This window comes from Allofournierella sp. (assembly GCF_048388525.1).
GTDB lineage: Bacteria > Bacillota > Clostridia > Oscillospirales > Ruminococcaceae > BQOK01.
Window position 1 is genome coordinate 54,563 of sequence record NZ_DBGCTQ010000049.1, and the last position, 17,700, is coordinate 72,262.

At 61.6% G+C, this 17,700-nt stretch carries 15 protein-coding genes; 1 reads left to right on the forward strand and 14 read right to left on the reverse strand.

Annotated elements, in window-relative coordinates:
* Positions 1-47: 47 nt before the first annotated feature.
* From ACMLHZ_RS05610 to ACMLHZ_RS05650, 9 genes are all read right to left on the reverse strand, one after another.
* Positions 48-713 carry a response regulator gene (locus ACMLHZ_RS05610; protein WP_418666797.1) on the reverse strand — a complete coding sequence of 222 codons (666 nt, stop codon included), beginning with the start codon at positions 711-713 and terminating at the stop codon, positions 48-50.
* Positions 710-2,257, reverse strand: coding sequence for a sensor histidine kinase (locus ACMLHZ_RS05615; protein WP_418666798.1), 1,548 nt, complete (start codon positions 2,255-2,257; stop codon positions 710-712). Before ACMLHZ_RS05615 ends, ACMLHZ_RS05610 begins: the two co-directional genes overlap by 4 nt.
* 129 nt (positions 2,258-2,386) lie before the next feature.
* A complete protein-coding gene (locus tag ACMLHZ_RS05620; protein ID WP_418666799.1) occupies positions 2,387-3,451 on the reverse strand; it encodes an ABC transporter substrate-binding protein in 1,065 nt (354 codons plus the stop codon).
* Positions 3,452-3,523: 72 nt separating this feature from the next.
* Positions 3,524-4,315 (reverse strand): ABC transporter ATP-binding protein, encoded by a 792-nt coding sequence (locus tag ACMLHZ_RS05625; RefSeq protein ID WP_418666800.1) that lies wholly within the window; start codon positions 4,313-4,315, stop codon positions 3,524-3,526.
* A complete protein-coding gene (locus ACMLHZ_RS05630; protein ID WP_418666801.1) occupies positions 4,291-5,073 on the reverse strand; it encodes an ABC transporter permease in 783 nt (260 codons plus the stop codon). Before ACMLHZ_RS05630 ends, ACMLHZ_RS05625 begins: the two co-directional genes overlap by 25 nt.
* A gap of 192 nt (positions 5,074-5,265) precedes the next feature.
* Positions 5,266-6,597, reverse strand: coding sequence for a metallophosphoesterase family protein (locus ACMLHZ_RS05635; RefSeq protein ID WP_418666802.1), 1,332 nt, complete (start codon positions 6,595-6,597; stop codon positions 5,266-5,268).
* Positions 6,598-6,611: 14 nt separating this feature from the next.
* Positions 6,612-7,553, reverse strand: a complete 942-nt coding sequence (gene gluQRS / locus ACMLHZ_RS05640) for a tRNA glutamyl-Q(34) synthetase GluQRS (protein ID WP_418666803.1) — start codon at positions 7,551-7,553, stop codon at positions 6,612-6,614.
* Between the two features lie 39 nt (positions 7,554-7,592).
* A complete protein-coding gene (locus tag ACMLHZ_RS05645; protein WP_418666804.1) occupies positions 7,593-8,273 on the reverse strand; it encodes a DNA alkylation repair protein in 681 nt (226 codons plus the stop codon).
* Positions 8,270-9,568 carry a M18 family aminopeptidase gene (locus ACMLHZ_RS05650; protein WP_418666805.1) on the reverse strand — a complete coding sequence of 433 codons (1,299 nt, stop codon included), beginning with the start codon at positions 9,566-9,568 and terminating at the stop codon, positions 8,270-8,272. The genes ACMLHZ_RS05645 and ACMLHZ_RS05650 overlap by 4 nt, the downstream gene beginning before the upstream one ends.
* A gap of 192 nt (positions 9,569-9,760) precedes the next feature.
* On the opposite strand from ACMLHZ_RS05650, the gene ACMLHZ_RS05655 reads away from it, so the two are divergent.
* A complete protein-coding gene (locus ACMLHZ_RS05655; protein WP_418666806.1) occupies positions 9,761-10,288 on the forward strand; it encodes a hypothetical protein in 528 nt (175 codons plus the stop codon).
* 173 nt (positions 10,289-10,461) lie between these two features.
* Here the strand turns inward: ACMLHZ_RS05655 and ACMLHZ_RS05660 are convergent, their stop codons facing one another.
* From ACMLHZ_RS05660 to ACMLHZ_RS05680, 5 genes are all read right to left on the reverse strand, one after another.
* On the reverse strand, positions 10,462-11,826 hold the full coding sequence (locus ACMLHZ_RS05660) for an FAD-dependent oxidoreductase (protein WP_418666807.1): 1,365 nt from the start codon (positions 11,824-11,826) through the stop codon (positions 10,462-10,464).
* A gap of 28 nt (positions 11,827-11,854) precedes the next feature.
* On the reverse strand, positions 11,855-12,505 hold the full coding sequence (locus ACMLHZ_RS05665) for a hypothetical protein (protein ID WP_418666808.1): 651 nt from the start codon (positions 12,503-12,505) through the stop codon (positions 11,855-11,857).
* Positions 12,506-12,508: 3 nt separating this feature from the next.
* Positions 12,509-14,659: a hydantoinase/oxoprolinase family protein gene (locus ACMLHZ_RS05670; protein WP_418666809.1), complete on the reverse strand. Its 2,151-nt coding sequence runs from the start codon at positions 14,657-14,659 to the stop codon at positions 12,509-12,511.
* Between the two features lie 125 nt (positions 14,660-14,784).
* Positions 14,785-16,068, reverse strand: coding sequence for a transporter (locus ACMLHZ_RS05675; RefSeq protein WP_418666810.1), 1,284 nt, complete (start codon positions 16,066-16,068; stop codon positions 14,785-14,787).
* Between the two features lie 80 nt (positions 16,069-16,148).
* Positions 16,149-17,570 (reverse strand): hypothetical protein, encoded by a 1,422-nt coding sequence (locus tag ACMLHZ_RS05680; RefSeq protein ID WP_418666811.1) that lies wholly within the window; start codon positions 17,568-17,570, stop codon positions 16,149-16,151.
* Between the last annotated feature and the right edge of the window lie 130 nt (positions 17,571-17,700).

The following is a 17,700-nucleotide window of genomic DNA, read 5'->3' on the forward strand; positions in this document are numbered from 1 at the left end:
GTGCGCTTCTCCTTTCAAATCCGCCGGGCCGGCCCCGCGGTATTTGCCTAAAACAAATGGGTGATGCCCAGCTGCTGGATCATCTCCACGATCTCTTTCGTGCGGCTGCACCCGAATTTGTGCAAAAGCCCCTTGATCTGGGTCTTCACCGTGACCACCTCCACACAGCGGATGGCCGCGATCTCCTTGACCTTCTTTCCCTGCAGCAGCAGGCGCACCAGTTCCCGCTCAGTGGCGGTGAGCTGGGAAACATTGTTGATAAAAAACAAAAGGCTCCGCTCGGACCGGCGCAGGCGGTTATACTCCTGCATGACGGTGTTTTGGACCTTTGCGTCCAGCATGGGCGCGCCCGCGGCGGCGGCCCGGATATGGGCCAGCACCTCTTCCTCGGGGCAGCCCTTTACAATGTAGTCCAGGGCCCCGGTCCCCATGGCCGTCAGGATCATTTTTTCCGTGTCATGCGCGGTGAGATACAGGATCACGCGCTGCGGGTCGGCGTCGTGGATTGTTTCGGCGGCGGTGATCCCGGCCGAAACATTCTCCATCTCAATATCCAGCAGGATAATATCGCTCTTCACACTGCGGGCCAGCTCCACGATGCCCGCGCCGCTGGCGGCCTCGCCCACCACTCTCATATCCGGCTGGGTGTTGATCAGGTCCTTCAGATCCTCCCGCAGCAGGTCAAAATCGTCGGCGATCATTACCTCGATCACTGCGCTCTCTCCCCTTTCCCGCCCGCGCCTGGCGCGGGCGGCTGCATCACGGCCCGCGCGGTGTACTTGGGCAGCAGCAGCAAAAAGCGGGTGCCCTTTCCGGGCCGGCTCTCCACCCGCAGATGGCCCAGATGACATTTTGCGATCTGCCGCACATAATAAAGGCCCATGCCCCAGTTGTAGTTTGAGTTTTTGCTGGAATAAAAGGGTTCGAAAATGCGTTTTTGATCGGCCCGCTCAATGCCCACCCCCGTATCCGCCACCTCGATGGTGGTATACAGCCGCTCGTCATAAAAACGCAGCTGCACCGGCGCGGCGCGGCCGGCGGCCAGAGTGGCCTCCCATGCATTCACCAGCAAGTTGTAAACAGCCTCCGCCAGGTGGGTCTCGTCGGCCAGGATCTCCTTCACGCCGCCCAGCTCCACCTGTACCGCCCCGTCGGGATATTTGCCGGCGAACCGCTCCAGGCTGCGCTTTGCCACCCGCTCGGCCGGGATGGCGCTCAGGTAGATGGATTTTGATTTGACGCTCTGGTACAGCTCCTCCATGCGGGTCAGCAGCACCTCGTTGGACTCGTCCAGCAGGGCGCAGCTCTCCCGCAGCTTTTCAAGATCCGGCTGCTGCTCGGCCAGGGCCGCGCGGATGCGCTTGTGCAGCACCCGGTTGGCCAAAAGCTGGTTTTTCATGCTGTGCACGAACACGCTCACGCCCACGCTGGCTGCGTCGAATTTGCGCTGGAGCACCATCTCCTCCTGGTCCTCCATCAAATAGGTCTGCGCATTGCGCAGCAGCACAAAAAAGCTCACCGAGCCGGCTGCGGCGGTAAGCCCCAGCACCGCTGCATAGCTTTGGGCCGAGAGGGCCGGCGAGAGGTACCACAGCCCCAAAAGCCACATGTAGTCGTTTTGGTAAAACAGGTAGATCTGCGCCGGGTCCTGGGGGCAATACAGTGCAAACAGTACGGCCAATGCCAGCGGCAGCAGCGCCCGGGCCAGGTAACGGCGGCGGAAAAAGCGTACCGTGGTGGCAAAATACTCCAGAACCAGCAAAACCGTTCCGGCCGCCAGATACAGCCAGATCCATGCGGCAGAGCACTCCACGATCAGGCGCATGCGCCACTCGGCCCCCCCTGTGACCGCCTTGAACACCTGGGGAATGTACAGGAGCAGGGTGAGGGCAGGCAGAATGGGCACCACCCAGGCCATGCGCCGCAGTGACCGCAGCCGGGGGGTAAGGGTGTAGTTCAGTGCCAGCAGCACATAAAACGTGGGAAAGGCATAGCGCCCCAGCGCCACTAAAAAACCCAGCTGCCCCACGGTCACCACCCGATACTGGAACCAGCGGCGGATCTCATCCGTCAGGTAAAAGGTGATGTTCACCCCAGGCGAGATGCCGCCTTTTTTTGCCACGTACAGCAAAATACCCACCCAGAATATCTCCAGCGCGAGCACCAGCCCCAGCAGCAGCCAGGCCTCTTTGCTGCGGCGCAGCAAAAGAAGCACCAAGCTGCCCAGCAGCAGGGCCGCCATCAAAACAAGGATCATTCGCCTCACCTGCAAAAAGCGGGGCGCTTTTACCGCGTGCCCCGCTGCCTCGATCAAAAAAGCGCGCCCGAGCCCGCTACAGGCCCGGGCGCGCGGCCGGATCTTAAGGATATTGCCTGGCGGCCGGTGTTACTCGGCGGCCTTGAGCATGTTGTCGAACATCACATAATCGCCCACGGGGACCTCCGCCTCCACGGCGCCGTTCTTGATGAAGTCCTCCTGCTGGACCTTGTACATACTCTCCACACTGCCGTCCTTCACTGCGGCCACGAGCTCGGCGCTGGTGAGCCACTTGGCGTCGCCGCGCTGCTGATAGGCGGAATCGACGTCCGTCTTGCACTGCTCTGCCACCCACTCGGCGACCTGCTGGTAGTTAGCCTCGTCGGCGCGGAAATCCTTGGCTTTGTACAGGGCCTTGGTGAACGCCAGAATGGTGTCGGCGTTTTTCTCGGCGTACTCGTTGGTCACGATCCAGCTGGCCACGGAGGCGGACTGGTCGGAGAAGCTCATGTTGTCGGCCAGAACGGTGTAGTTGTCGCCCAACTGCTCCTGGATGGTAAAGGTCATGGGGCTCCAGGCGGCGCAGGCGTCCAGGCTACCGCTGGTCATGGCGGTCACCAGCGCGGAGGCGTCCATCTCCATCGCTTTGATGTCGTTCATGGTCATGCCGTTGGCTTCCAGGGCGTATTTGAGGATCTGCTCGGAAGAAGTGCCGGAGCTGTAGCCCACGATCTTACCCTTCAGGTCGGCCACGCCGTTGATGCCCTTGCTCTTGTCGGCCACCAGGGCGTCGGCGTTGCCCACATGGGCCATGCAGAAGATCTTCGCCTTGCCGTTGATGCACAGCTTGTGAGCGCCGGAACCGATGTAGCCCACCTGCACGCTGCCGGACTCCATGGCCGCGATGATGGTGGGGCCGTCGGCGAACTCGGCCAGCTTCACGGTGAGGCCCTGCTCTTCAAAGTAGCCCTTGTTGATACCGGACACGACCTCCGCCAGGCTGGCGTAGTTGGCCATATAGCCCACCACGATCTCCTGCAGTTCCTTGGGAGCCTCCGGCTGACTGGCCGGCTGGGAAGCGGGCTGGCTGGCCGGCTGTGAGGCCGGGGCCGGGGTGGACGATGTACCGCCGCCGCAGGCCGCAAAGCTCAGAGCCATGGCAGCCGCCAGCACAAACGCTAACAATTTTTTCATGGTATTTCCTCCTTGATATTGTATCTTATATTGCACTTTCAGGCAAGAGGGTCCCGCCCAAAAGCAGGCACATTATTTGCGGACCTCCAGATATTCCTGGTATACCTGGCTCCAGATGTAATTTTTCAGCTCCAGAAAACGGGGGCTCATTTTGGTTTCCTGGGTGCGGGGATACGGGATATCGATCTCCACGATCTCCTTGATCCGGCCGGGGCGGGCGCTCATAATGACCACGCGCTGCCCCAAAATAATCGCTTCCTCCACATCGTGGGTGATAAAGAAGCAGGTCTTCTGTTCCTTTTCCCAGGTCTCCAGCAGCTCGGTCTGCAGCTGGGTGCGGGTCTGCGCGTCCAGCGCGCCGAAGGGTTCGTCCATCAGCAACACCTCGGGGTTCGCAGCGTAGGCGCGGGCAATGGCCACCCGCTGCTTCATCCCGCCCGACAGCTCCTTGGGGTAGTGATCTGCGAATTTTTCCAGATCCACCATCTTTAAGTACTTCTGGATCTCCGCCTCTGCCTCGGGCCCCTTGACCCCCCGCATATCCAGCGCAAATTTGATGTTCTTTCTCACCGTGAGCCAGGGGAACAGGGCGTACTGCTGGAACACCACGCCGCGGTCGGTGCCGGTGCCGTGCACCTCCTGGCCGCTGCAGTACACATGGCCGCTGGTGGGCTCCAAAAGGCCTGCGATGATGTTCAGGATGGTGGACTTGCCGCAGCCGGAGGGGCCTACCACCGTAACGAACTCGTTCTCGGCAACGTCCAGATTCACGCCGTTCAGGGCGACCATTTCGCCGTTGCGGCCGTTGAACTTTTTCACTACATTGTCGATCCTGAGCTTTACAGTTCTCTCTTGTCCTGCCATCCCGTCAGCTTCCTTTCCAAAGTTTTGATGATTTTTTCCACCGTGATGCCAATGATGCCGATGATGATGATGTACAGCAGCATGGGAGCTGTTTCGAAGTTGTTGTTCAGCGTCCGGATGCGCATGCCCAAACCTGCGAATGCGCCGGTGGATTCGGCCGCCACCAGGGTGGTTAAGGCAACGCCCGCGCCCAGCCGCACGGCGGTGAGGATAAAGGGCAGGGTGGCCGGGGCGATGACCCGGATAAAAATATCTTTGTCCTTGGCGCCCAGGACCCGGGCCGCCTTGATGAGAGTCTCATCCACATTGACGACGCCCTGGTAAATGGTCACGCACATGATCAGGAAGGTCGCCAGCGTGATCACGATGATCTGCGGCTTGCGCCCAACGCCCGCGCCGATGACCACCAGGGGCACATACGCCAGGGGCGGGATATTTCGGATGAACTGGATCCAGGGCTCGATGATGTTGCGGACGGGTTTATACCAAGCCATGAGGATGGCCACCGGCAGCGCTATGACAAAGCCCAGTGCGTAGCCCGCGCCCACGCTGATCAAGCTGCTGCCGATATCCGTGAACAGGCAGCCCCGGTCGATCATCACCTTGATCTGCTGCAGCGTCACCACCACGTTGGGGAATACCCGCGCGGTGTTGGGCATGATGGAGAGTATGTACCACAGCACCATTGCCACCGCAAACGAGATGAACAGCCACAGGCGGCTTATCCATTTGCTGTCCGCTTGCATCTTTTTCTTCATTGCCATCGCGCTCCTTCTTTCCTGTTCCGGCCCCGGTCCGGGCCAGGATCTGTTTCTGAGTTTATTGTATCTGTGAAAAAAGGGCAAAACAAGTATGAAATTTCTTGCTACCTTTTTGCTTTTTCGGCGAGGTCATGTGCACAGAACACCCAAAAAAGGCCACCCGCTTTTGTGCGGGTGGCCCAAACCTTGTTACGGAATCGTAAGTTCTCGGTTTTCTTTTCCTGCGGCTTCCAAAATGCTGTCGATATAGCCCAGGGGGTCCTTGACGCCCCTTTCCGCGGCCGCCTGCCCCACCAGCGCGTAATCCTTACCGCCGCGCACGGCTGCCGCGTCGGCCTCGGTCAGCGCACCGGCAAAATAGGCCGGGTTGAGCTCGGCCATCAGCCGCAGCTTGGCCCCCCCCGCCTCCGCGCCCAGGGCGGCAAGTGTTTCCTCCTGCCCGCGGGTGGTGGAATTGTGGGCGAACTGCTCCCTGCCCCAGGCTGAAAAATCCGCAAATACCGGGTCGGTCAGGCCGGCGGCAGCTGCCCATGCTGTCAGGTCGGTCTCCCGGGTGCGGTAGCGGTACGCGGCGCCCTGGGGCCCCGGCTCAACCTCCAATATCCCATATTGGTAAGGCCATACCGCCAGGCTCTCGCCGGCGATATCCCACACCGGCTCGCCCTTTTTGCCCTGCCAGGGAGAAATATCCTGGATGTGCAGGTGACCGCTCAGGGTTACCTGCACGCCATACTGCTGCAGCAGCGCGCCCAGCCGGTCGTTCTCAAACAGGGTATACCCAGAGGAAAACACCGCACTGTGATCGGTCAGGTTCTGGTGCAGGGCCACAAGGGGTGTAGCCCCCGCTTTTTGGCAGGCCTTGAGCTGCTTTTCCAGCCATTGATAGGTTTTTTCCTGCAGCTTGCCTCCCACGAAATAGGGGAGGCCCGGGCTTTGTTCCGCATACTGTTCCGCGTCCAGCATAAACAGCCACACGCTCCTGTTCAGTTTGACCATATAGCTCAGGCTGGCTTTGTCACGGCTGGCAGCGGCGGCAAAACCGCAATTTTTATAGATCGTCTCAAATTCTTCAGCCGTGACCGACTCGGTTCGCTCACGCCCCTCCCCCTCGTAGCGATACGCCGCATAATTGTTGATGTCGTGGTTTCCGGGCAATACATACACCCTGATACCCGCCTCCACCAGCGGCTGCAGCTTTGCCGCCAGCTCTTCATGGCTTGCCTTTTCGCCGTTCAGAGAAACATCTCCGGTGAGCACCAGTGCGTCCGGTTTTTGTGCCAGCACCTCGGCCAAAAAAGCGTCGGTGATGGGGCGGATATAATCCAGCTGGCGGCCATCGCCGTATTCTACCACCTGTTGGAACAATGCGCCTCCATCCTCCACAGCCTGGCCGGTATAGTGCAGGTCGGTTGCCACCACAATACTTGCAGGGCCGGCCTCGGGTACCGTTTCGCCGCAGCTTGCCAGCACGGCCGCCAGGCTCAGGGCGGCCAGCGCCGCCGGGATCGTGTGTTTTTTCATTGCTTTTCCTCTTTTCAAAACAACCCCGCGGGCAGCAGGATATCGGTGGTCGGCACCTTTTCCCAGGAAAATACAGGCGCCAGCTCAGCGGGCATCGCCGGCTCAGGCCGGTCCAACTGGCCCGCCAAAAAGGCCAGTTTTCCCACGATCTCGGGTGCGCTCCATCGGGTTTGGAGCTGTTCCAGGCTCACGTCCCCATCCCGCTTGGAAAGGCGCCTGCCGTCCGGTGCCAGCAGCAGGGGCAGGTGATAAAAACGCGGCTCTGGCAGGCCCAGCAGCCGGTATAGGCAAAGCTGGCGCGGGGTGCTTTGCAGCAGGTCTGCCCCGCGTACCACTTGGGTCACGCCCATCAGCGCGTCGTCCACCACTACGGCCAACTGATAGGCAAACACCCCGTCCCCCCTGCGCAGCACAAAATCCCCGCAGTCGGTGGCCAGCCGTTCACAGTAACGGCCCAGGTGCCCGTCCGCAAACTCCACGGTCCAGTCCGGCACGGCCAGCCGCATGGCGGGCGGGCGTTTTTGCGCCAGCACCGCCTGCCGCTCAGGGCCAAGGCTGCGGCAGGTGCCCGGATAAACAGGGGTCCCATCCTCCCGGTGGGGGGCGCTGGCGGCATGCAGCTGGCTGCGGCTGCAAAAACAGGGGTAAGTGAGTCCTTTTTTCTCCAGCTTTTTGTAATAGGTCTCGTAAATCCCGCCCCGCTCGCTTTGGTAGTAAGGGCCGTTTCGCCCGCCGGTGCTGCCGCCCTCGTCCCAGATCAGGCCCAGCCAGGAAAGATCCGCCTCCAAAAGCCCGGCAAAGGCGCGGGGGCAGCGGGCGGCGTCCAGATCCTCGATGCGCAGCACCACCCGGCCATTTTCGCGTTTTGCGCTCAGCCAGGCCAGCAGGCTGCACAGCAGGTTGCCCAGGTGCATCCTGCCCGAAGGGCTGGGTGCGAAGCGCCCCACCGTGTGCATGGCATTCCCTCCTTTCTTTACCTCCTGCTCGTTTTTGCCTTATCTGCGTTTGCGCCGCTGCGCCTCCTGCTTTTGCCGCTGTGTCAGGCGGCGGCTCTCGCGCATTTTTTGCAGCGCCTTGTTCCAGGTAAAGTCGTCCAGCGCTGCTTGCTCCATGGCTGCCAGTGTGTGGTCAAAATCGGTGGCGGCAAACACGGAATATCCCCATGCCACCCCCATGCGGGCATACAATGCCGGTTGGCGGATGCGTGCATACAATGCCAGGCTCTCTTCCAATTCCTCCGGGCCCGCCCAATACCACAGCAGCATCACCGCCGCAAAACGAGCCTCAAACTCCTGATTGGACGCTACGTATTGTTTTATAAGCTCAATATATTCCTTTTTGTATTCTCTTGCTTCCCGCAAGGCCGCACAAAAGCTGTCGCATACGCCCCAATTATTTATCGCAGGCAAAAATGCCCGGATCAGGCAAAACCGCTCCTCCAGGCTCATTGGCGCGGCCCCAATCACCATGCCCCGCAGCATTACTTCCTCGTAGGTTTCATCCGGACCAGCAAGCGCAGCGCGCCAGTCCCTTTTTGCCAACTGCCGGGCCATTTTCTGAAGCAGCGGCAGCCGCACTCCCAGATAGTTTTCCACCCCGGGCAGCAGCTTTTGTTGAAAAGCCTTGTAGCCCGGGTCCGCCGCCTCGCTCAGTGCAACCCGGATGATGCCGGTCATGGCCGGAACACCCAGCCCTCGCCCTTGGGCGAAAGCCGGGCGGAATACCATGCGGTGCACGCGGTTTTCAGCCAAATGGCATCCTGTGTGCCGGCGGTTTCCACCGCCGAGTGCATAGCCAGCTGCGGCAGGCCCACATCTGCCATGGGCACGCTCACCTGGGCCGCCAGCAGATTTCCCAGCGTGCTGCCGCCCGGCAGGTCCGGGCGGTTATAATATTCCTGTATCGTCACGCCTGCCGCGGCGCACACCGCCTGGAACAGTGCTGCCGTGGCTGCCGTGGTGGTGTATTTTTGGCTGGCGTTGAACTTCAACACCACGCCGCCGTTCAGGCGCACCGGATGGGCTGCGTCGCCCATCTCGGCAAAATTCGGGTGGGTGGCATGTGCGTTGTCGGCGCTGAGCAGCAGGCTTTTTGCCAGCCCCTGCCGGCGCGTTTCGCCGCTTTCCCCCAGCGCCGCACCCGCCCGGGCCAGAATGTCCGGCAAAAAGCTGCTGCAGGCGCCCTGGCGGGTACCGCTACCCACTTCCTCATTATCGAACAGGCAAAACACCGCGCCCTGGCCGTAATCCGTTTCGCCCGCCAGAAACCCTTCCAGCGCGGCCCAGGCACAGCCCAGATCGTCCAGGCGCGGGCAGAGCAGCAGCTGGCCCCCTGGCCCCGCGACCCTGCCGGGCTGGCGGCAGTAAAGCAAAATGTCCTCTGCCAGAAGCTCCTCCGGGGCACAGCCTGCCTCGGAGGCCAGCAGCGCGTGGTAGCTTTCCGGCGCTTCGCCCGGGGCAAAAAGGGCCTGCATGTCCTTTTTTACATCGTATTTATGCCCCTCGTTCATGGCCCGGTCCATGTGGATGGCTAAATGCGGGATTACCGCCAGATCCCCGTCCGGGGCCACAAGGCGGCTCTCGATTCCTTCGGGGGTCTTTACCATCACCCGGCCGGCCAGCCCCAGGGGCCGGTCCAGCCAGGAGGCGCGGATCATTCCGCCATAGCCCTCGGTATCCAGCATGGTGCACCCGGCGTGCACACTGGCGCCCTTTACCTTAAACGCCGGGCTGTCGCTGTGGGCGGCGGCCATCCGCCAGCCCGCACCGGCTGTAAGGGGCATCCGCCAGGCGATCAGACTGGAGCCCGCACGCACCGTGTAATATTTTTGGCCGGGCACCAGCGCCCAAGGCTGCGCCTCTTCCAGCCGTGCATACCCCGCCTCCTCCAGCCGTGCTGCGGTGGTTTCCACCGCGTGCCAGGGGGTGGGGCTTTTTTCTATGAATGTGAACAGGTCCTTTATTTCCTGCATTTCCGCACTCCTCACCTTTCCGTCCTTCTGCTGCTCAAAGCAATTCTATTATACGGCGGCTTTTTGCGGGCCGTCAACGCCGCAAGCCGCCTTTTTTGCAGCGCCTGCTTTTTATGTTTTCCCATCTTGTCCGCTCTGCCCGCATTTTTGCGCCGTTCTACATATACTAAGGGAAAGAAAGGAGCGATCGCAATGAAACAGCTGTGGCTTGCGGTGTGCGCCGCAGCCCTTTTATTTACCTCCTGTGCGGCCGAGCGCGGCAGGGGCGCCGGTTCCGCCCCAGGCGTTCAGCCCTCCCCGCAGGTTGCCGAGGCGGCTGTGCAGGGAGTGCAGGATACGGACGGCCTGGACGCTGCGCTGGATGGCCTGCTTCCCTTTGGTCCCGGCGAGGCCGGCGTCAGCTTAAAAAGCGCCATTGCCGCTGCGGGTCTGCTGGATTGGGCCGAAGACAACGCCGCTTCCAGTGCCATTCCCGCTATGACCGCGCATATGGAACGCTGGCTGGAACGAAAAACTCCGGAGGAGCAAGCCCGGTTCTGGCTGAACTGGCCCGGCGTGAACGACCTGGCCCAAGCCATTGCCCGTGACATGGCGGGCCATCACAGCCTGCTGGCCGACGCTGGCGATCCCCAAACCCACGACCGCTATACCCCGGCCAAATACCAACGGCTGGCCTGCGCGGTGGAAGGGATCGTGGATGTGGGCCTCACCGCCCCTTGATTTTTTGCTGTGCGGTACAAAGTCAGGAAAAAGAACACCCTGCAGCCCGGCTGCTTCAACGCCGGATCGCAGGGTGTTTTTTCTGTGGGGTCAGCCGGTCGCCCGCGCAAAAATCCGGCTTTTGCCCTTTCCTTACAACCTATCTTCTTGGTGATAGGAACTGGTTTCCCGGCTCAAGGTTTTCGGAACCGATAGTTCAGCCTTTCCCGCAGTGCCGCGCCGTCAATTTCGTTCAATGGCATTTTGTTTTTCTGCGCATAAACGCACGCCTCTCCGGCGGCCTGGCCCACATCCAGGCAGGTTGGGATGATACGCACGCTGGCCTGCATCAAAAAGGTGGCCGAAATGCAGCGCCCCGCTGCTACAGCGTTTTTCACCGCGTCGCACACCATACTGCGGTAAGGGATCTCGTAATAGTCCCCATCCTGATACGTGTTGTGATGAAACAACCCCTCTGTGGCCGAGTGGACGTCGATGTACCAGTCGCCGCGGGCGACCCCGTCCGCAAAGCGCGCCTGGCTTGTGTAGTCGTTTTCGGTCAGGACATATTGCCCGGCCAGCCGGTATGACTCCCGAATGCCCAGCATCGAGGCCTCCTGCAGCAGGTACGCGCCCTCAAAGCCGGGCATATACCGCTGCAAAAAGCGCACCAGCCGCTGGATCATGGCATGGCCCTGCACCACCGCGCGCGAGCGCGCCAGCGCACCGGTGTTGTTCGTGAGCGCCGCCAGGTGGGGGCAGTTGAAGGAAAGGCAGCCCGGTTTTCCGGGCAGGCTGAAGGTCTGAAAATAGCGCAGGTCCTCCTCGCGCAGCACCCCGTCCTCCACCCCCCTGCGGAAGAGGGGCTCCAGCACAAAGCCGCGCCCGCCCACCATTGCGGACTCATAAAAGTACCCACGGGGGAAAATGGAATAGGTGTCGTGCAGGCTCATCACATAGGCGCGGTACCGCTCCACGTCGATGCCGCCCATCTCAAACCGCAGGCTGGACATCTGGTTGTTGCCGCGCTCGTCCCCGTGAGCAGTGGGCGCCCCCGCGGCGCGCAGCAGCACGGCATCGCCGCTGGCGTCCACAAAGTGCTTGCCGGCCACCGCGCCGAGCCCCTGCACCGTGGTGACAATGAGGCAGCAGATCGCCCCGTTTTCCACCACACAGTCGCTGAGAGCGGCGTCATATAAGACCTCGCCCCCCGCCTGGGTGTACAATTCTTCCAGCGCCTGGGCGAGCGCCTCAGGGGTGAACCAAAGCATCTCGGTGCCGAGTTCATCCCGCGTGGCATACCCCAGTTCTTCAAGCTTGCGCTCAATGTCAAAAAAGTTTGTGTGGTGCCCTGTGAACGACTTCATCATTGGGGTGACAAGCGCGTTGACCGCCGTGCCCCCCAGGCGGATGTTTTTGTCCACGATCAGCGTGGAGCAGCCGCCCCGTGCGCTGCTGATGCCGGCGCTGGCGCCGGCCGGGCCGCCGCCCACGATCACCGTGTCCCACTCGCCCAGCAGCGGCACGGCGCGGCCCCTATATTCCACCATCTTTTCCATCCTGTTTTCCCTCCTATTTAAAGGCGCCTCACAGGCACTCGGCCTGGTACTCTGCCTCAAGCCCTGCCAGCCGGGCGCATATTTCCTCAAAACTTTTGCCCTCGCGGCCATAGACAAAAACGTAGTCGATCGCCTTTGGGTGCACCGGCAGGCCGCAGAACTCCTTCGAGAACGCAAAGGCCGCGATCTCGCCCGTGCGGCGGATGCGCACCTGACGCGGAAAAAGCCCGAACAGCTTTGTGCAGATGGGCTCACACTGCAGCTCGGTCCCCGCGCCCGAGGAATACTCCAGCCAGTGATAAAATTCGTGTGCCAGAAACAGCCGCTCCAGTTCTTGCGGGCTGACCGGGCAGGGCGTTTTGTCCATGGCGGCGCTCAGCTGCCTTGCCGTGTCGCGGAAGAGATCGACCTGCTTTGCCGCACCGTCGCAGCAAATCTGCGAGTGCAGCCCGCTGGGCGAGGGGTCGGAAAAGCGCCGTATCTCCACGCCGTTGCTGCACAGCAGCGTGCCGAGATCCCTGCCCCGGTAGACCCGCGCGGCCCGCCGCCCGGCGGCAAGCCCTGCGGCAATATAGTACTGCCGTTTTTCGCGCGGGATCCTTGCATAGGCAAAGTCTTCCTTCAAATCGCTGTATGCAAACACCTCGTCGGAAATGCGGCCCAGCTCCATCACTTCCATCGCTTACCCCCTTGCGGCCACGGCGATGACCATCTCCTTGTCGCCCACAAATTCCAGCTCCAGGTCCACCAGCGGCATGAGCTGCTCCTTTTCAGTCACGCCGCTCAGGTCCGCCGCCTTCTGCCGGAAATACAAAAAGCTTTTGGGCAGCAGCGCGCCGCCGTCGTTGTAGGTCGTCATCTCGTCGATAAGCGCGGGCAGCCGCTCTTTCAGCTCGCACTTGGGCACCATGAGCACGCGGGCGTCGTCCTTTTGCAGGCGGATGACCCCCTCCGCGTCCACGATGCGCAGCAGGGTGTTCTTTTTTTTGAGCAGCCCGAAGAACAAGCGGGACGGTTTCGACACCGCGAACGCGTGCCAGTTGCCCGCCTGCGCCAGCTGCATCACATCCCCGGGCTGCACGCCCGCGCTCTCGCTCACGATCGCCGCCAGCTCCTCTTCGGTCTTTTCCACCGCGTTCAGGCTGCGGGTGCGCAGCTCGGTGGCGCCGGTGGCCACCGCCCGCAGGATGTTTTTCTGGCTGTCGATCTCGACCGTCACTTCCACGGTCCCGGGGGTTGCGCCCGCCTTTACCACCATTTCCAGAATGTCGCTGCGCAGTTTGCGGATGTCGTCCGGCGTGGGGTGAACCACGTTGCGCTCCAGCCGCTCCATTACCATGGCCATGGCCACGCCGATGGTGGAGATGTAGGGTGCGTTTTGGGCAAGGCGGTGGCGGATGCCCATGGTTTCGCCCAGACAGGGCGTAAGCACCGCGGCCGAACCGCCGCCGCCCACCAGGTAGATCACGTTCCTATTCAGCTGGTAATCCGCGATCAGGCTCTCCACCACAGCCGCCACCTTGCCCATGGCAATATCCATGGCCCGGCGGCAGGCCCCCTCCACCGTGACCCCCAGCTTGTCGGCCAAGGGCTGCCAAGCCAGGCGCGCCGCCTCCAGGTTGCCGCAGGCATAGTCGCCCTGCGGCACGTAGCCCAGCAGGTTTGCCGCGCCCGCCAGGGTGAGCGCATACCGCTTGCCGCCCGCGCCGCGCACGGCCACGTAGTCCGGCGGGTCCTCCGCGCGCGGGGCGATCAGCTCAAGCTCTGCGCCCTGCAGGTCAGCCGGATCCGCGAACACCTCGTACGCGAGGCCCGCGATGTGGGCGCTGCGCGGGCCGGTGTCGGCGATGGCTCCGCCCCGCAGCACCAGCATGCTGCCGCCCGCGATGCCCAGCGTGCGCACGTCCAGCGAGGTGAGGTACAGCTTGTGGCCGCCCACCTGCGCGTTCTTGATCATCACCCGGCCGTCCTTGATGGCCGAGATGTCCACCGAGGTGCCACCCACCTCAAGAAAAATGCCGTCCGTGATCTTTTCGTACATCAAGGCGCCCGCCACGCCGGCCGCAAGGCCTGAAAGCATGGTGAGGATGGGGCGCTTGCGCACCTCGTCCACGCTCATCACACCACCGTCGCACCGCATGATCATCAGGGGCTTGTCGATGCCCGCCTCCTTTACGCTGGCCTCGGTCATGTCCGCCGTCTCCATCATTTTGGGGATGAGCGCGGCGTTCACCGCGGCGGTGCGTGTGCGGGCCAGCAGGCCATACAGCTGCGATATTTCGTACCCGCCGGTGGCCGGCACGCCGGTCTCGTTCGCTTTTTCAATGATGTGCTTCTCGTTGGCCGGGTCGTCCACCGAATACGCCTCCGAGGCCACGATCACCTCGGCGCCCTGCCCTTTAAGGCTGTTCACCGCGGCAGTGATGTCCCCGTCGGAGCATTTTGCGGCATCGAGATACGTCTGGAACGTGTGCAGGAATTTGCCGGGGGCAAGCTCAATATCGCCCACCTGCGTCTCTTTTTGGGCGCGCATGCCCTCAAGACCCCTGCCCATACCCACGATACCCACCTTTGCCACATCGCCCTCCAGCAGGGCGTTCGTCGCCTGGGTGGTGCCGTGCGCGATGAACACCACATCCGCCGGGTCGATCTGGTTTTCCTGCAGGACCTTATGGATGGCGAGTATAATCCCCGCCGCGACCCCCTTTTCCGCCCGGTGGGTTGTGGGGACCTTAGCCTTTGCCAAAATTTCATGTGTCTCGTTGTCGATGACGACCGCGTCCGTGAACGTGCCGCCCACGTCAATGCCGATGCGGACCTTTGCGCCTGCCATAAAATACTCCCTTTCGCTAAAAAGCAGTTTTGGGCCGGGGCCGCGCACCGGCGGCCCGAACACCTGAAACAAGACCGCCCCCCAGGTGCCGCACACAGCACGCGGGGAGCGGCTTCCAGGTCGATTTAGAAGATGAAAACTGCGCTGTAAACAAGCCCCGCAAAGCACATGAGCATGGTGAACGGCAGCGTCGATTTCAGGATGTCGTTCACATCCACGTGCGCAAAGTCCGCACAGATGACGTTCTGCGTGTTGGTGGGGTCAGAGGCACACTGCACGAAGGTGTTGCAGCGCAGCGCCATGCCCACCGCATAGGGGTTCATGCTGCCGGCGGCCAGCATGATGGTGGCAAGACCGCTGCCCAGCCCGTACATGTTCAGCGGGCCGCGGTACAAAGCCAGCGGCGACAGGATCGCGAACAGCAGCACGTACCCCACCGCCGTTTTGGGGATGATGGCCGTTACCAGCGGCTGGATCAGGGCGGTGGTGGCCACGGCGGTGACGCCGTTCAGCAGGATTCCGATGCCGATCATCAGGCCAATGACGGCAGCCACATCCTTAATACCTTCGATAAAGCAGGCCGAGAGCACATTGACTGCCTGCCTCGGCGTGGTGATAAGCACGGTGAAAAGGATGGCAATGATCAGGCTGGTCAGCGCGTCTATCTTGCACACAAACACCAGGATGAACGGGAGGATGGGAGTGAACAGTGCCACCGCGTTCACGCTCTTTTTCTTGTTTTGGGTGGCCGGCATGGCCCACGAGCTGCGCACCGGGGTGCGCTTTACCTTTACCAGGATGTACACGATGGTGAACACAATGCCGATGGCGGCCAGGATCAAACCCATGGATTTTACCTGCTCCTGGGTCATGCCAAGGGTGTCGATGAACATTTGATACTGGGATACGTTCAACATCAGCCCGACGGTGAGCCCCAGCAGTATAAGGCTGGACGCCACCACCGGGGCAATGCCCGCGGCCAGCAGCAGCGGCACCGCAATGGTGCACACCATGATCACAGGGCCGGCGCCGCTCATGCCGATGAAAATCACGATGATGGCTGCGGTGAGGGCGAACGCCATCGCAAGCGGTTTGTCACCCGCAAGCTCGGCGGCCTTGCGGATGATGGTCTCGGCAATGCCTTGCTTCTCAATGAGCTTGGCAAAGACCGCGCCGAACATGGTAACGATCATGGTGCTGGCCAGTTTTGCAGAGCCGGCGCCGATCACGTAGCCGCAGATTGTCTGGCCATCCTCCGCCGTGCTCGTCAGGAATGGCACCCCGGCGACCGCAGCCACAAGGATGCCGATCAGTGGCAGCGCCAGGATCGCGGGCAGCTTTTTGGCCATCATCAGGGCGATGGCCCCGAAGAACACGGCCAGAATAAGAACGACTTGTACGGTGCTCATAACAACTCCTCACTTTCTTTGCTTTTTCAGTTTGTATATCAAGGGTGCCTCTCGGAAAAGCGCCCTTCTTCCCCAAAGCATTACGCCATTGTCACGTCCGTGCGCTGCGCGACCCGGCGCAGCACCTCAGCGTCGGGCGCGTCCGGTCTCCACAGCAGTTCCGCATACAGCGCCACCGGGTACCAGCACGCCTCCTCCAGCAGGGCGTCCTCGACCAGCGCGTAGACCGCCGCGCCCTTTAAATGCTGCAGCGCGCGGCGGCATTGGCCCAGATTCTCGAGCCAGTAGCTCTGTACGTCGTGCCACTGCGGCCGCAGGGCTTCCATCCGCGCGCGGATCTTTTTTTTGCTTTCACATCCCAGAAGGAACGGCCCCTTCTGGTGTTCAAACCGGTCCCAGTCCAGGCAGACCTGCCCTTTCAGCACCGCACCGCAGCCGCAGCCGGGCCGCAGGGCCATTATTTCGTCGGTAAACGCCAGCGTTTCTTTTTCACCCTCCACCGCGCGGGCCAGGTAGGCATAGGGAAAGGCCCCGCAGTCCTCCCAAAAAATATGGATACGGCTGTCCACCCCCCGGATGGCGGGCAGGCGCCTGCGCACGCTGGTGGCGTGCAGCCCAAACTGGATCTGCAGACCGGGCCACCGCTCCAACATGGCGCCGCCCACCGTGTTCACCCACTTTACCACCGTCTCGGCAATGGGCACTCCATTTATCTCCTCGGCGTCGGTTTCGGTAAAGGACTGGATGTAGATGCCGTCCCCACCCGCGTGTTCATAATCACGCGCATATACCTCGACCGCCCGCTTTTTCCAGCGCGCCAGCTCTTCGTCCGAGCTGATATCCACCGGTTCGTCCCAGCCCCAGGAATAGCCCAGGATTACTTTGATGCCGTAGCTGTGAAAGCACGCCACTACCTCCCGCAGGTTGAGCGGCGCGAAGTCGTTCCAAAGAGTGATGGCGTTCAGGCCCAGCCGCGCCATATTTTCTGCGAAACGCCGGTAGTCGTAAATGCAGTGCCCCCATGTCCAAATACCGCGCTCGGCAAAGGTCGGCGCTTCAGCAGCGGTGTATTCCGGCATTGGTCCCGAAAATACCGCGCGGAAATAGGGCATGTGGTCGCTTCGCTGCCGTGCGAACAGCAGGTAGTGGCCGACAAAATGTGCTGCCGCATAGATCGTCTGCGCCGGGGTGCTGCCCGCCACGATAGCGATCTGCCGGCCGGGCGCGAACGGACTCGCCGTCACCCGCACAAGATAGCCCTCCGGGGGGATCTCCTCCGCCCGCACGGCCTGTGCCAGCAAAAAGTTGCTCTCGCGCGTGCCCACCAAAAGCAGGCTCGCTGTGCTCCGGTCGCGGAGCTTTTCTGCGGTCTCCGCCACCAGAATGTAGGGGACCTCGGCGGATACGCCCGCGTATAACATCTCCGTTGCCCTGCTCTCGGCCCCTTCAAGGCAGCCGCACACGAGCTTCCATCTGTCGCATCCATAGGAATGACGGTCCATCGGCTGATCCCTCGCTATGCTTTTGCAAAACTCTTGCATCTCTGTTTGCTTCATGATACCATAAAAAAAAGCTCGAAAGTGTCACAATTTTGTTCGTTTTTAACACACGGTTGACATTTGCGCTAGGTCA